The organism is Enterobacter sp. Cy-643, from assembly GCF_011752815.1.
GTDB lineage: Bacteria > Pseudomonadota > Gammaproteobacteria > Enterobacterales > Enterobacteriaceae > Cedecea.
Genome location: NZ_VWWV01000004.1, coordinates 17,897 through 31,102, shown reverse-complemented (window position 1 = coordinate 31,102; position 13,206 = coordinate 17,897). Strand labels below are relative to the sequence as shown.

The 13,206-nt window shown below is 52.4% G+C and carries 14 protein-coding genes; 1 reads left to right on the top strand and 13 read right to left on the bottom strand.

Annotation, left to right across the window (positions count from 1 at the left end; translation table 11 throughout):
- The first annotated feature begins 38 nt into the window (after positions 1-38).
- Positions 39-422, top strand: coding sequence for a hypothetical protein (locus F3J29_RS16170; RefSeq protein WP_166867579.1), 384 nt, complete (start codon positions 39-41; stop codon positions 420-422).
- A 63-nt stretch (positions 423-485) separates the two neighbouring features.
- Here the strand turns inward: F3J29_RS16170 and F3J29_RS16165 are convergent, their stop codons facing one another.
- The 13 genes from F3J29_RS16165 to rsmG form a co-directional block, all read right to left on the bottom strand.
- Positions 486-893, bottom strand: coding sequence for a cupin domain-containing protein (locus tag F3J29_RS16165; RefSeq protein ID WP_008457733.1), 408 nt, complete (start codon positions 891-893; stop codon positions 486-488).
- Between the two features lie 169 nt (positions 894-1,062).
- Complete coding sequence (glmS, locus tag F3J29_RS16160) at positions 1,063-2,892, bottom strand: glutamine--fructose-6-phosphate transaminase (isomerizing) (RefSeq protein WP_166867577.1); 1,830 nt, start codon at positions 2,890-2,892, stop codon at positions 1,063-1,065.
- 372 nt (positions 2,893-3,264) lie between these two features.
- The gene (gene glmU / locus F3J29_RS16155) at positions 3,265-4,635 is read right to left on the bottom strand and encodes a bifunctional UDP-N-acetylglucosamine diphosphorylase/glucosamine-1-phosphate N-acetyltransferase GlmU (RefSeq protein WP_166867575.1); all 1,371 of its coding nucleotides are present in this window, start codon (positions 4,633-4,635) and stop codon (positions 3,265-3,267) included.
- 296 nt (positions 4,636-4,931) lie between these two features.
- Positions 4,932-5,351, bottom strand: a complete 420-nt coding sequence (locus F3J29_RS16150) for a F0F1 ATP synthase subunit epsilon (protein ID WP_008457739.1) — start codon at positions 5,349-5,351, stop codon at positions 4,932-4,934.
- A 19-nt stretch (positions 5,352-5,370) separates the two neighbouring features.
- Positions 5,371-6,753: a F0F1 ATP synthase subunit beta gene (atpD, locus tag F3J29_RS16145; RefSeq protein ID WP_008457741.1), complete on the bottom strand. Its 1,383-nt coding sequence runs from the start codon at positions 6,751-6,753 to the stop codon at positions 5,371-5,373.
- A 158-nt stretch (positions 6,754-6,911) separates the two neighbouring features.
- Positions 6,912-7,775, bottom strand: coding sequence for a F0F1 ATP synthase subunit gamma (gene atpG, locus F3J29_RS16140; protein WP_045784450.1), 864 nt, complete (start codon positions 7,773-7,775; stop codon positions 6,912-6,914).
- A gap of 50 nt (positions 7,776-7,825) precedes the next feature.
- Positions 7,826-9,367, bottom strand: coding sequence for a F0F1 ATP synthase subunit alpha (gene atpA / locus F3J29_RS16135; protein WP_008457747.1), 1,542 nt, complete (start codon positions 9,365-9,367; stop codon positions 7,826-7,828).
- A gap of 12 nt (positions 9,368-9,379) precedes the next feature.
- Entirely contained in the window at positions 9,380-9,913 is a 534-nt protein-coding gene (gene atpH, locus F3J29_RS16130) for a F0F1 ATP synthase subunit delta (protein ID WP_166867573.1), read from the bottom strand.
- 14 nt (positions 9,914-9,927) lie between these two features.
- Complete coding sequence (gene atpF / locus F3J29_RS16125; protein ID WP_008457751.1) at positions 9,928-10,398, bottom strand: F0F1 ATP synthase subunit B; 471 nt, start codon at positions 10,396-10,398, stop codon at positions 9,928-9,930.
- Positions 10,399-10,459: 61 nt separating this feature from the next.
- Positions 10,460-10,699 carry a F0F1 ATP synthase subunit C gene (atpE, locus tag F3J29_RS16120; RefSeq protein ID WP_000429386.1) on the bottom strand — a complete coding sequence of 80 codons (240 nt, stop codon included), beginning with the start codon at positions 10,697-10,699 and terminating at the stop codon, positions 10,460-10,462.
- Between the two features lie 47 nt (positions 10,700-10,746).
- Positions 10,747-11,565, bottom strand: coding sequence for a F0F1 ATP synthase subunit A (atpB, locus tag F3J29_RS16115; protein ID WP_166867571.1), 819 nt, complete (start codon positions 11,563-11,565; stop codon positions 10,747-10,749).
- An 8-nt stretch (positions 11,566-11,573) separates the two neighbouring features.
- Complete coding sequence (gene atpI / locus F3J29_RS16110; RefSeq protein ID WP_045784452.1) at positions 11,574-11,954, bottom strand: F0F1 ATP synthase subunit I; 381 nt, start codon at positions 11,952-11,954, stop codon at positions 11,574-11,576.
- Positions 11,955-12,573: 619 nt separating this feature from the next.
- Positions 12,574-13,197 carry a 16S rRNA (guanine(527)-N(7))-methyltransferase RsmG gene (gene rsmG / locus F3J29_RS16105; protein ID WP_008457757.1) on the bottom strand — a complete coding sequence of 208 codons (624 nt, stop codon included), beginning with the start codon at positions 13,195-13,197 and terminating at the stop codon, positions 12,574-12,576.
- Between the last annotated feature and the right edge of the window lie 9 nt (positions 13,198-13,206).

Below are 13,206 nucleotides of genomic sequence, written 5' to 3'. Positions count from 1 at the left end.
CATCATTAAATTCAGTTTGTTTAAAAAGGTGTGTAAAAATGAAAGCCTATCTGTCTGTATTATGTACGATATCACTCATTATGACAGCCTCTACCGTTTACGCTGATGCCGTTCAGGCACGCAATACGGATTCTTTCACCTCTACGCTCGCCACCTTTGCAGGCAGTAGTACGATCGTCCCGACATCGATTAAGGAAAGCACAATTGTCGAGATGAAGAATCGCCTGGAAAAGTTGCAGTCAAATTACGACGGTAGCGTCAGGAAAATAGATGAGCAGGAAAGCAGGCTGGATGAGATGAAAAACAAACTGTCTCAAATGGAAAGTAAAGCCAATGAGCAGCAATCCAAAATGGACAGCCTGAAGCGGGATAACGAGCAGCTTTCCCGCAAGATTGATGAACTCGCCCAGAAAATTAAATAACAAAAAAGCCCTCTACGCAGTTGAGGGCTTATCTATGACTCCGCGACAATTTATCCGGCGACGCTAGAGCACGTCTCTGTCCAGCTCGGGCATCATCACCACGCTCTCCTGCTCGTTAGGATCGGTCCGCGAAATAATCACCACCGCAGGCTCATCGGTATTGTTGTAAGGCAGGTGCGGGGTATCCATCGGGATATAAAGAAAGCTGCCGGCGGGAAGCTCAAGAAAATGCTCCAGCGCATCGCCATAAAGCACCGACGAAGTTCCGCTCAGGGCATAAATTGCGGTTTCATGGTGTTCGTGCTTGTGGGCTTTAGCCTGCGAACGAGGAGGAATGGTCGCCAGCTGCATATGGATATGCTGCGAATCGACGGCCTCCTTTGAAACACCTACCTGATAAGAAAGCCCCTGCTTACCGATAAATACTGGCTGCGGCTTGACCAGCCGACAGTGAGGTTTGTTTGCCGACATTTGTTGTTTCCCGCTCAGAAATAAAAACACCCTGCAAACTCGCCGTTCGCAGGGTGGATGCGATAGCTAACCCGGTATCTCGCCCGAGGTTAGCTTCGTTTATAGCATTATTGATCTGGTGAGAAACGGCTTTTCCATCCGCTAATCGCGACTGATTAGTGACAAAAAATTACTCAACCGTTACCGATTTCGCCAGATTGCGCGGCTGGTCCACGTCGGTGCCTTTGATCAGCGCCACGTGGTAGGACAGCAGCTGCAGCGGGACAGTGTAGAAGATTGGTGCAATCACCTCTTCCACATGCGGCATCTCGATGATGTGCATGTTGTCGCTGCTGGTAAAGCCGGCATCACGGTCGGCGAAGACATACAGCTGGCCGCCGCGGGCGCGAACTTCTTCGATGTTGGATTTCAGTTTTTCCAACAGCTCGTTATTCGGTGCCACAACGATAACCGGCATATCGGCGTCAATCAGCGCCAGCGGACCGTGCTTCAGCTCGCCTGCCGCGTAGGCTTCAGCGTGAATATAGGAGATCTCTTTCAGCTTCAGCGCACCTTCCATGGCGATCGGGTACTGATCGCCACGGCCAAGGAACAGAGCATGATGCTTATCAGAGAAATCTTCCGCCAGCTGCTCAATGCGTTTGTCCTGGGACAGCATCTGCTCGATACGGCTTGGCAGCGCCTGCAGGCCATGCACGATATCTTGCTCAATCTGAGCGTCAGCGCCTTTCAGGCGGCTCAGCTTAGCCACCAGCATCAACAGTACGGTCAGTTGAGTGGTAAACGCTTTGGTTGAAGCCACGCCGATTTCCGTTCCGGCATTGGTCATCAGCGCCAGATCGGATTCACGCACCAGAGAAGAGCCTGCCACGTTACAAATCGCCAGCGAACCGAGATAGCCCAGATCTTTAGACAGGCGCAGCGCCGCCAGCGTGTCTGCCGTTTCACCAGACTGGGAAAGGGTAATCATCAGGCTGTTGCGGCGCACGGCAGATTTGCGGTAGCGGAATTCAGAGGCGATTTCAACATCGCAAGGCACGCCGGCCAGCGCTTCGAACCAGTAGCGGGAAACCATACCTGAGTTATAGGAAGTGCCGCAGGCGACAATTTGAATATGCTCAACCTGAGAGAGCATTTCGTTGGCTTTTGGCCCCAGCTCCGTCAAATCCACTTCACCGTGGCTGATGCGCCCGGCCAGGGTGTTTTTGATGGCATTCGGCTGCTCATAAATCTCTTTCTGCATGTAATGGCGATAAATGCCTTTGTCGCCAGCGTCATACTGCAGGTTAGATTCAATGTCCGGGCGCTGAACCTGCTCGCCTTTGGTATCAAAAACGGTCACTGCGCGGCGCGTCACTTCGGCGATATCGCCCTCTTCAAGGAAGATGAAGCGGCGGGTCACCGGCAGCAATGCCAGTTGGTCAGAAGCGATAAAGTTTTCACCCATGCCCAGACCGATAACCATCGGACTACCGGAGCGCGCGGCCAGCAGAACATCCGGGTTGCGGGTGTCCATAATCACGGTGCCGTAAGCGCCGCGAAGCTGAGGAATAGCGCGAAGGACCGCCTCGCGCAGCGTGCCACCCTGCTCCAGCTCCCAGTGCACCAGGTGAGCAATAACTTCGGTATCCGTCTGGGAGACAAACGTGTAGCCGCGAGACTGCAGCGCTTCACGCAGCGGCTCGTGGTTTTCGATAATGCCGTTGTGTACGACCACAATATGGTCGGAAACATGTGGGTGAGCGTTAATTTCTGAAGGTTCGCCGTGCGTTGCCCAGCGGGTATGGGCAATCCCGGTGCCGCCATGCAGAGCGGTTTCTTCTGCCGCTTCTGCGAGCTTCTGTACTTTACCCAGACGACGCAGACGGGTCATTTGACCTTTCTCGTCAACAACCGCCAGGCCCGCGGAGTCGTACCCGCGGTATTCCAGACGACGAAGCCCTTCGAGAAGGATTTCAGCGATATCACGTTGCGCCACTGCGCCAACAATTCCACACATAATTTTTAAGTCCTGATAATGGCGTTAGCCATGTGTTGTCGCTGACCTGTTTATTCCGGTTTTCCGGAGCCCCGAGCCTTGTAGAGAGTGGGGTTATTTTTATGGTTACTGCTTTTGGGTGGGGCGTTTTCAAGAACGACCCTCACCCCAACCCTCTCCCTGGAAGGGAGAGGGAGGAAATCTGTGTTTTATTCAGCTCCCAGGCCCTTTGGGGAGAGGGAGGAAATCCGTGTTTTGTTCAGTTCCCATGCCCCTTTGGGGAGAGGGAGAAAATCCGTGTTTGATTCAGCTCCCTGGCCCTTTGAGAGGAAGGGAAAGCCATCTCAGTCCAGTTCCCTCTCCCTTAGGGGAGAGGGTTAGGGTGAGGGGAAATTACTTTTTCTTCACCGGACGCTGCCAGCCCTGAATGTGTTTCTGTTTTACGCGGCTGATCACCAGTTCGTTTTCAGCAATGTCGCGCGTCACAGTCGTTCCGGCGCCAATTGTAACGCCACTGGCCACGGTGACCGGGGCCACCAGCTGAGTATCAGAACCAACAAACACGTCATCACCAATAATGGTTTTATGTTTGTTCGCGCCATCGTAGTTACAGGTAATAGTGCCGGCACCGATGTTCACGTTATCACCAATTTCGGCATCACCGAGGTAGCTCAAATGACCAGCTTTGGAGCCTTTACCCAGACGAGCTTTCTTCATTTCAACAAAGTTGCCGACGTGAGCGCCTTGCGCCAGTTCAGCGCCAGGTCGCAGTCGGGCAAATGGTCCGATGGTGCAGGCTGCTTCAAGCGTCGCATCCTCAATCACGCTATACGGACTGATTTCGCAGTCATCGCCAATAACGGCGTTTTTAATCACGCAGCCGGTCCCGATCTTCACGCGGTTACCCAGCGTAACGCGGCCTTCCACAATGACATTAGTATCGATTTCAACATCGCGCCCGTGCGTTAATTCACCGCGCAGATCGAAACGAGCCGGATCGCGCAGCATGACGCCCGCCAGCAGCAGCTTATCGGCCTGCTCCGTTTGGTAAACGCGTTCCAGGCGAGAAAGCTGTAGGCGGTTATTCACGCCTTCGACTTCACTCAGGCGATCCGGATGAACGGCGGCAATTTCACGCCCTTCACCATGAGCCAGAGCAATAATGTCCGTGATGTAAAACTCGCCCTGGGCGTTGTTGTTGTCCAGTTTACCGAGCCAGCGCTTCAGATCTGCACCGTTAGCCACCAGAATCCCGGTGTTGATTTCATTGATTTTGCGCTGCTCTTCGCTGGCGTCTTTATGCTCAACGATGCCAACGACTTTGCCATTTTCCCGCGCAATGCGGCCATAGCCGGTAGGATCATCAAGCTTAACGGTCAGCAAACCAATGCCGCCCTGCGGTTTGGCTTCACGCAAGCGCCGTAAAGTCTCGACGGAGATCAGCGGCACATCGCCGTACAGCATCAGAATATCTTCGTCATCGGCAAAAAACGGCGCCGCCATCTGCATCGCATGGCCGGTTCCCAGCTGCTCCGCCTGCAATACCCAGTTAAGCGAGCCGTCATTCAAGGTTTGCTTTAACAGGTCGCCGCCGTGGCCATACACCAGGTTTACCCGCTGGGCGCCCAATTTATTAGCGGCGTCAATGACATGCTGAACCATTGGCTTCCCAGCCAGCGTGTGCAGCACCTTTGGAAGATCTGAGTACATGCGGGTTCCTTTGCCGGCGGCAAGGATAACCACGCTCATTGCGCTGTTTGACATACGTGTCCTGAATCTGTTTAGTGTGTGAAGTAAAGCGATTTAGCCTTGAAAATTCTACATATTTTGCACCAAAAAATACGTTGCTGCTAATTTAACCGCCTTGACATTGTCTGCGTCTTTTATAGCAGTAATTGCGGTAGAATCCATGAGAATTAAGGCCGAAACAGGGGCTAAACACCTCGAGAAAACCGCTATCTAGCTGGTTTTATGGTTATTTTGAGCATGGAATAAAGCTGCGGAATAAAAAAATGCCAGTCAGGTTTCCCGGACTGGCATTTGTCTTTTCAAGCAGGTAGTTACATCGCTTTTTTGGTTAACTCGATAACGCGCAGTTTGGCGATCGCTTTAGCCAGTTCAGCAGAAGCCTGAGCGTAATCCACGTCACCGTGGGAGCTGTGCATGTGCTCTTCAGCTTTGCGTTTCGCTTCCAGGGCACGCGCTTCGTCGAGATCCTGACCGCGAATCGCGGTGTCAGCCAGGACGGTTACGTTACCCGGCTGCACTTCCAGAACACCGCCGGACAGGTAGATAAACTCTTCATGTCCGTGCTGTTTAACGATGCGAATCATACCAGGCTTAATGGCGGTGAGCAGCGGGGCGTGACCTGGGTAGATACCCAGCTCACCTTCGCTGCCCGTTACCTGGATCTTTTCGACCAGACCGGAGAACATTTGCTGCTCCGCGCTGACGACGTCCAGGTGGTAAGTCATAGCCATGTCACCCTCCGATTAGGCGTTAAAGTTTTTTCGCTTTCTCAACGGCTTCGTCGATGGAGCCAACCATGTAGAACGCCTGCTCTGGCAGATGGTCGTATTCGCCGTCCATGATGCCTTTAAAGCCACGGATGGTATCTTTCAGCGAAACGTATTTGCCTGGAGAACCGGTAAAGACTTCTGCTACGAAGAATGGCTGAGACAGGAAGCGCTGGATCTTACGCGCACGTGCTACAACCAGTTTGTCTTCTTCGGACAGTTCGTCCATACCCAGAATCGCGATGATGTCTTTCAGTTCCTGGTAACGCTGCAGGATAGACTGAACGCCACGCGCGGTGTCGTAGTGCTCCTGACCAACTACCAGTGGATCCAGCTGACGGCTGGTGGAGTCCAGCGGGTCAACTGCCGGGTAAATACCCAGAGATGCGATCTGACGGCTCAGCGTAACCGTTGAGTCCAGGTGCGCAAAGGTGGTCGCCGGAGACGGGTCAGTCAAGTCATCCGCAGGAACGTAAACGGCCTGTACGGAGGTGATAGAACCGGTCTTGGTGGAGGTAATACGCTCCTGAAGAACACCCATCTCTTCTGCCAGCGTAGGCTGATAACCTACCGCAGAAGGCATACGACCCAGCAGCGCAGATACTTCTGTACCGGCCAGGGTATAACGATAGATGTTATCAACGAACAGCAGAACGTCACGGCCTTCGTCACGGAATTTCTCCGCGATGGTCAGACCGGTCAGCGCTACGCGCAGACGGTTACCTGGTGGCTCGTTCATCTGGCCGTAAACCAGGGCTACTTTATCCAGAACGTTGGAGTCGGTCATTTCGTGGTAGAAGTCGTTACCCTCACGAGTACGCTCACCCACGCCCGCAAACACGGAATAACCGGAGTGCTCGATCGCGATGTTACGGATCAGCTCCATCATGTTTACGGTTTTACCTACGCCCGCACCACCGAACAGACCAACTTTACCGCCTTTAGCGAACGGACAAATCAGATCGATAACTTTGATGCCGGTTTCCAGCAGTTCCTGAGAGCTGGAGAGCTCTTCGTAGGAAGGTGCTGCACGGTGAATAGCCCAACGGTCTTCTTCGCCGATGTCGCCTTTCATGTCGATTGGCTGACCCAGCACGTTCATGATACGGCCCAGGGTCGCTTTACCTACCGGGACTTCGATCGGGTGCTCGAGGTCATTGACTTGCAGACCGCGACGCAGACCGTCGGAGGAACCCATTGCGATGGTACGCACGATACCGCCGCCGAGCTGCTGCTGAACTTCCAGCACCAGCTTCTCATTGTTGTTCTGTACCTCAAGCGCGTCATAAACGCGTGGTACGCCGTCCTGAGGGAACTCGACGTCCACCACGGCGCCGATTACCTGGACAATCTTTCCAGTAGCCATCTTGAATCCTCTACGTAATTCGTTTACCCGTCATATTTCAATTTGCAGATGCGTTGACTGCCTTCCCTCACCTCCGTCACTTACTGAAGTAAGCTCTTGAGGATTTGCTCAGTTGGCGTCTTTCTGCAAACCGAACTATTTAGGGTAATAAACCTGGTTTAAACCGCGGACGCACCACCGACGATTTCGGTAAGTTCCTGAGTAATGCTGGCCTGACGAGCTTTGTTGTATACCAACCGCAGCTCTTTAATCAGGCTGCCGCCGTTATCGGTTGCGGCTTTCATCGCCACCATACGTGCGGCCTGCTCGCTGGCCAGGTTTTCTACGACGCCCTGATAAACCTGAGACTCGACATAACGACGCAGCAGGGTGTCCAGCAGCGCTTTCGGGTCCGGTTCGTACAGGTAGTCCCAGGATTTACGCTTCAGCTCCTCATCTTCTGATGCCGGTAACGGCAGCAGCTGAGTGATGGTCGGAACCTGAGACATGGTGTTAACAAATTTATTGCTGACAACGTACAGCTTGTCCAGACGACCTTCGTCGTAGGCTTGCAGCATCACTTTCACCGGGCCGATCAGTTCTGACAGGGAAGGGGTATCTCCCATGCCGGTAACCTGAGCAACCACGTTGCCGCCAACGGAGTTGAAGAAAGAAACGCCTTTGGAGCCGATCATCGCGAGTTCGCTCTGAACGCCCTTATCGGACCACTCTTTCATATCCGCCAGCACTTTTTTGAACAGGTTAATGTTCAAACCGCCGCACAAACCACGATCGGTCGACACCACCAGGTAGCCCACGCGCTTAACGTCGCGTTCTTCCAGGTATGGGTGCTTATATTCCAGATTACCGTTGGCAAGGTGACCAATCACTTTGCGCATGGTATCTGCATAAGGACGGCTGGCCGCCATGCGATCCTGCGATTTACGCATTTTGGAAGCGGCGACCATCTCCATCGCTTTGGTGATCTTCTGCGTGTTCTGGACGCTTGCGATCTTACTACGTATCTCTTTTGCGCCGGCCATGAGCTTCTCCTCAATGCCTTGCGGCCTGCCCTAAGGCAAGCCGCCAGACGTTACCAGGACTGGGTTGCTTTAAAGGAGTCGAGGATGCCTTTCAGCTTGCCTTCGATCTCGTCGTTATAGCCACCGGTCTGGTTAATTTCTTGCATCAGCGGAGCGTGATCACGGTCAGCGTAAGCCAGCAGAGCGGCTTCGAAGCTACCGATTTTCGCCAGTTCCACGTCTTCGAGGTAACCGCGCTCAGCCGCGAACAGCACCAGGCCCTGCTGTGCAACAGACATTGGGGCATACTGTTTCTGTTTCAGCAGCTCGGTCACTTTCTGACCGTGGCTCAGCTGTTTACGGGTGGCTTCGTCCAGATCGGATGCGAACTGAGAGAACGCAGCCAGTTCACGATACTGTGCCAGCGCGGTACGGATACCACCGGACAGTTTCTTGATGATCTTGGTCTGAGCAGCACCACCAACACGAGATACCGAAATACCTGGGTTAACCGCCGGACGAATACCGGAGTTAAAGAGGTTGGTTTCCAGGAAGATCTGACCATCGGTAATCGAAATTACGTTGGTTGGAACGAACGCAGAAACGTCACCCGCCTGGGTTTCGATAATCGGCAGAGCGGTCAGGGAGCCGGTTTTACCTTTAACTTCACCTTTGGTGAAAGCTTCCACGTATTCAGCGTTAACGCGGGATGCGCGCTCCAGCAGACGGGAGTGGAGGTAGAACACGTCGCCCGGGAAGGCTTCACGACCTGGTGGACGACGAAGCAGCAGGGAAACCTGACGATAAGCAACGGCCTGTTTAGACAGGTCATCGTATACGATCAGCGCATCTTCACCGCGGTCACGGAAGTACTCGCCCATTGCGCAACCGGCGTATGGTGCCAGATATTGCAGTGCAGCGGATTCAGAAGCAGTTGCCACAACAACGATGGTGTTGGACAGTGCACCGTGCTCTTCCAGTTTACGAACCACATTAGAAATGGTGGACGCTTTCTGGCCGATAGCCACGTACACACATTTAATGCCGGAGTCACGCTGGTTGATGATGGCATCGATTGCCATCGCGGTTTTACCGGTCTGACGGTCACCGATGATCAGCTCACGCTGGCCACGGCCGATTGGAATCATCGCATCGACGGATTTATAACCGGTCTGAACCGGCTGGTCGACGGACTGACGTTCGATTACGCCCGGCGCGATAACTTCGATTGGCGAGAAGCCATCGTTATCAACCGGACCTTTACCGTCAATTGGTGCACCCAGGGTGTTCACCACGCGGCCCAGCAGGCCACGGCCAACCGGTACTTCCAGAATACGGCCAGTACACTTAACCTTCATGCCTTCGGCGAGGTCAGCGTATGGACCCATCACTACCGCACCTACGGAGTCGCGCTCCAGGTTCAGTGCGATAGCGTAACGGTTACCCGGCAGGGAAATCATCTCACCCTGCATACAATCGGCCAGGCCGTGAACGCGGATAATACCGTCACTTACAGAAACAATAGTACCTTCGTTATGAGCTTCGCTCACAACATTGAACTGAGCAATGCGCTGCTTGATCAGTTCGCTGATTTCGGTGGAATTCAGTTGCATGCTCCAGTCCCCTTAAGACTGCAAGACGTCTGCAAGGCGTTCAAGACGGCCGCGTACGCTACCGTCAATGACCATATCACCCGACTGGATGATAACGCCCGCCATAACAGACTTATCGATTTTGCAATTCAGCTTAACTTTGCGTGACAGACGTTTTTCCATTGCGGACGTAATGTTTGCAAGCTGTTCATGGCTAAGTTCAGACGCGGAGGTTACCTGAACCTCTGCAATCGCTTCACTCAGCGCGCGCAAATGCGCGAACTGCTCAAGAACATCCGGGAGCGCTTTCAAACGACCGTTATCAGCCATCACCTTAATCAGGTTCTGGCCGTTGGCGTCCAGCTGCTCGCCGCAAATGGCGATGAACGAATCTGCGAGCGTTTCTGGTGCCAGTGCACCGGAAAGAAGCTCTTCCATTTGTTCGTTTTTCGTTACCTCGGCGGCAAACGCCAGCATGTTCTGCCAGCGGTCTACGCTCTGGTGTTCGACGGCAAAGTCAAAAGCTGCTTTGGCGTAGGGGCGAGCTACAGTAACAAATTCAGACATCAGCCCCTCCCTCCTTACAGTTCAGCGACCAGTTTATCGACGATGTCGCTGTTAGCAGCTTCATCTACGGAACGTTCGATTATCTTCTCGGCACCGGCAATTGCCAGCAGAGCGACCTGCTTACGCAGCTCTTCACGAGCGCGTTTACGCTCAGCGTCGATTTCTGCCTGAGCCTGTCCAACGATTTTATTACGTTCCTGCTCTGCCTCAGTTTTCGCTTCATCAAGGATCTGGGCACGGCGTTTGTTCGCCTGCTCAATGATCACCTGAGCTTCCGCTTTGGCTTTTTTCAGCTGGTCGGTCGCGTTGGCCTGTGCAAGGTCAAGGTCCTTTTGTGCACGTTCTGCAGAAGCAAGACCGTCAGCAATTTCTTTCTGACGCTTCTCGATGGCTGCCATTAATGGCGGCCATACGTACTTCATGCAGAACAGAACAAACAGGACAAACGCGATGGCCTGGCCGAGGATTGTTGCGTTAATGTTCACAGCACAATGCCTCTTTGTTAGTTAACGTTCTGATATTACTAGATGACTCAAACATCGCTCACTAGGCGACGGCGAACATCACGTACAGACCCAGACCAACAGCAATCATTGGGATTGCATCCACCAGACCCATTACGATAAAGAACTGAGTACGCAGAAGTGGAATCAGATCTGGTTGGCGTGCAGCGCCTTCCAGGAATTTGCCCCCGAGGATGCCGATACCGATCGCAGCACCGATTGCCGCCAGACCCATCATCACAGCGGCAGCCATGTACAGCAGATCCATATTCAGGTTTTCCATGACAGTCTCCAAGTTTGTTTCAGTTAAACGCAGTAGTGGTAAGTAAATTAATGTTCTTCAGACGCCATCGACAGATAGACGATCGTCAGAACCATGAAGATGAAGGCTTGCAGCGTAATAATCAGGATGTGGAAAATGGCCCAAGGCACATTCAGAATCCACTGTGACCACCACGGCAGCAGGCCAGCAATCAGAATGAAAATCAGCTCACCGGCATACATGTTGCCGAAAAGTCGCAGACCCAGTGATACAGGTTTGGACAGCAGGCTTACCCCTTCAAGGATTAAGTTGACAGGAATAAATGCCCAGTGATTGAACGGCTGCAGCGTCAGCTCTTTCGTGAAGCCGCCAATGCCTTTCATTTTGATGCTGTAGAACAGAATGAGGATAAACACGCCAAGCGCCATAGAGAGGGTGATATTCACGTCCGCAGACGGCACCACGCGCAGGGCTGGCAGGCCAAAGATGTGCTCACCAATGTATGGCAGCAGATCGATAGGCAGCAGATCCATCAAGTTCATCAGGAAGACCCAGACGAAAATCGTCAGGGCGAGTGGAGCGATAACCTTGCTTTTGCCATGGTACATGTCTTTCACGCTGCCATGTACAAAGCCAATAATCAGCTCTACAAAAGTCTGGAATTTTCCCGGGACACCGCTGGTTGCGGTTTTCGCCACTTTACGGAACAACACCAGGAACACCAGACCCAGAAATACTGAGAAAAACATGGAGTCGATGTTGAGCGTCCAGAAGGTAGCCGGGGGGTTATGCGGATCCACCAGCGAGAAAGTACGCAGGTCCAACTGAAGGTTCTTCAGGTGGTGACCTATATACTCCTGCGGTGTAGAGATTTCTCCTGCAGACATGATGCCTCTTACCCTTTGTTGTTAATTACAGCTGGTGCGAGTATCTGCACAACCAGCACCGAAACCCACGTCACTATTAGCGGCAATACCACCGCCTTAAAGTACGCCAGCGCCACCACTAAAATGATGAAGGTCGCAATCACCTTTAGCACTTCGCCGAGAGCGAATGTCCAGGCCACGCGGCCTTTAGCGGGTGTATGCGCCTGATGGCGCCAGGCAAAAATCATAAACAGCACGTTTGGCAGCCAAACCGCCAGGCCTCCGCCGAGCGCGGAAGCGCCCCAAGAAGGCGCTTTAAGGCAAAACAGCAGTCCAATTGCTACTACAGCCAGAAGTTGGATGAACAATAGCTTGCGGGCTACGTTCTTACTCAAGAGCGACACAGACATGACGTTTCCTAACTCCTGCTACCTATGAGGTATGTCGCGTGTCGTATAAAACTGTCTTTGCGACGCTGAGTCAAGCCTCAAAAAGCGAGCAAATTATACGGTGCGGCCCAGTGATTTCAAACAATAAGTAGCGAAAAGGTGAACAAATGTTTAATTAATTTTCTGCACAGCCATTTTCTGACTTTTGATGAATCGCATCGGCTTCCTCAAAAAGTGCAAATAGGCCGAAATCCCTGACAGCAAAGCGTGCACACGATCACAAATTAAACATCTTATCGGCAGACATTATTTTGCCGTCTAAGAAAGCACTAATTACAGATGACTGATAATTAAGCTGATTAATGTGCACTCTGTTTAAAACAAGCTGAAACATCATAAAAACCTTTCATTGACATTCCAGTTAAACTTTTAACATCCGACAAAGGCCGTTTTTCGGCATAATTTTAGCCGGATGATATTTTCGAATAAAATTATTACCCTGGTAATTAATCACTTCTAAGTTAAAAGAAGGATAAATCCTAGTTAAAAGTTGGTTAAATGTAACCAACCATTACATCGATCGCCCCGTCGCTTTTTAACCTCAGTGAAACATCTCTATCGCGTCGTTTTTTGATAAATATTAAGTTTTGTTTGCCTTAATCAGCACCAAATGCCTCTCCCCTTCCAGGCTCGGCACATTGAGTTTGACGATATTTTCAACGGTGAATCCGGCAGGTAGTTGGGTTATTTCTTCGTCCGGACGTACCCCTTTCAGCGCATAGAACTTCCCGTGCGCGGCAGGCAGATGGTGACACCAGTTCACCATGTCGCTTAGCGAGGCAAAAGCCCGGCTGATAACGCCGTCAAACGGAGGTTCCGCCGGAAAATCCTCCACGCGGCTTTGTACCGGAGTAATGTTTTCCAGCTTCAGCTCGTGCTGTACCTGACGCAGGAATCGCACACGTTTGCCGAGGCTGTCCAGCAGAGTGAAATGCGAATCAGGGCGCACGATTGCCAGCGGGATCCCAGGCAGACCAGGGCCCGTGCCAACGTCGATAAACCGGCTGCCCTGCAAATGCGGTTCGACCACAATGCTATCCAGAATATGCCGCACCAGCATTTCATCAGGATTACGCACCGAAGTGAGGTTATAGGCCTTGTTCCATTTGTCGAGCAGCGAAACATAACCCACCAGTTGCTGCTGCTGATTTTCAGGGAGAGTGATGCCCGCTTCTTTCAGCAGGCGAGATAATTTAGTCAGCACGTCGTAAAT

Coding starts and splice junctions, on each gene's coding strand:
- F3J29_RS16170 (WP_166867579.1), top strand. CDS start 39: ATGAAAGCCTATCTGTCTGTATTATGTACGATATCACTCATTATGACA.
- F3J29_RS16165 (WP_008457733.1), bottom strand. CDS start 893: ATGTCGGCAAACAAACCTCACTGTCGGCTGGTCAAGCCGCAGCCAGTA.
- glmS (WP_166867577.1), bottom strand. CDS start 2,892: ATGTGTGGAATTGTTGGCGCAGTGGCGCAACGTGATATCGCTGAAATC.
- glmU (WP_166867575.1), bottom strand. CDS start 4,635: ATGTCAAACAGCGCAATGAGCGTGGTTATCCTTGCCGCCGGCAAAGGA.
- F3J29_RS16150 (WP_008457739.1), bottom strand. CDS start 5,351: ATGGCTATGACTTACCACCTGGACGTCGTCAGCGCGGAGCAGCAAATG.
- atpD (WP_008457741.1), bottom strand. CDS start 6,753: ATGGCTACTGGAAAGATTGTCCAGGTAATCGGCGCCGTGGTGGACGTC.
- atpG (WP_045784450.1), bottom strand. CDS start 7,775: ATGGCCGGCGCAAAAGAGATACGTAGTAAGATCGCAAGCGTCCAGAAC.
- atpA (WP_008457747.1), bottom strand. CDS start 9,367: ATGCAACTGAATTCCACCGAAATCAGCGAACTGATCAAGCAGCGCATT.
- atpH (WP_166867573.1), bottom strand. CDS start 9,913: ATGTCTGAATTTGTTACTGTAGCTCGCCCCTACGCCAAAGCAGCTTTT.
- atpE (WP_000429386.1), bottom strand. CDS start 10,699: ATGGAAAACCTGAATATGGATCTGCTGTACATGGCTGCCGCTGTGATG.
- atpB (WP_166867571.1), bottom strand. CDS start 11,565: ATGTCTGCAGGAGAAATCTCTACACCGCAGGAGTATATAGGTCACCAC.
- atpI (WP_045784452.1), bottom strand. CDS start 11,954: ATGTCTGTGTCGCTCTTGAGTAAGAACGTAGCCCGCAAGCTATTGTTC.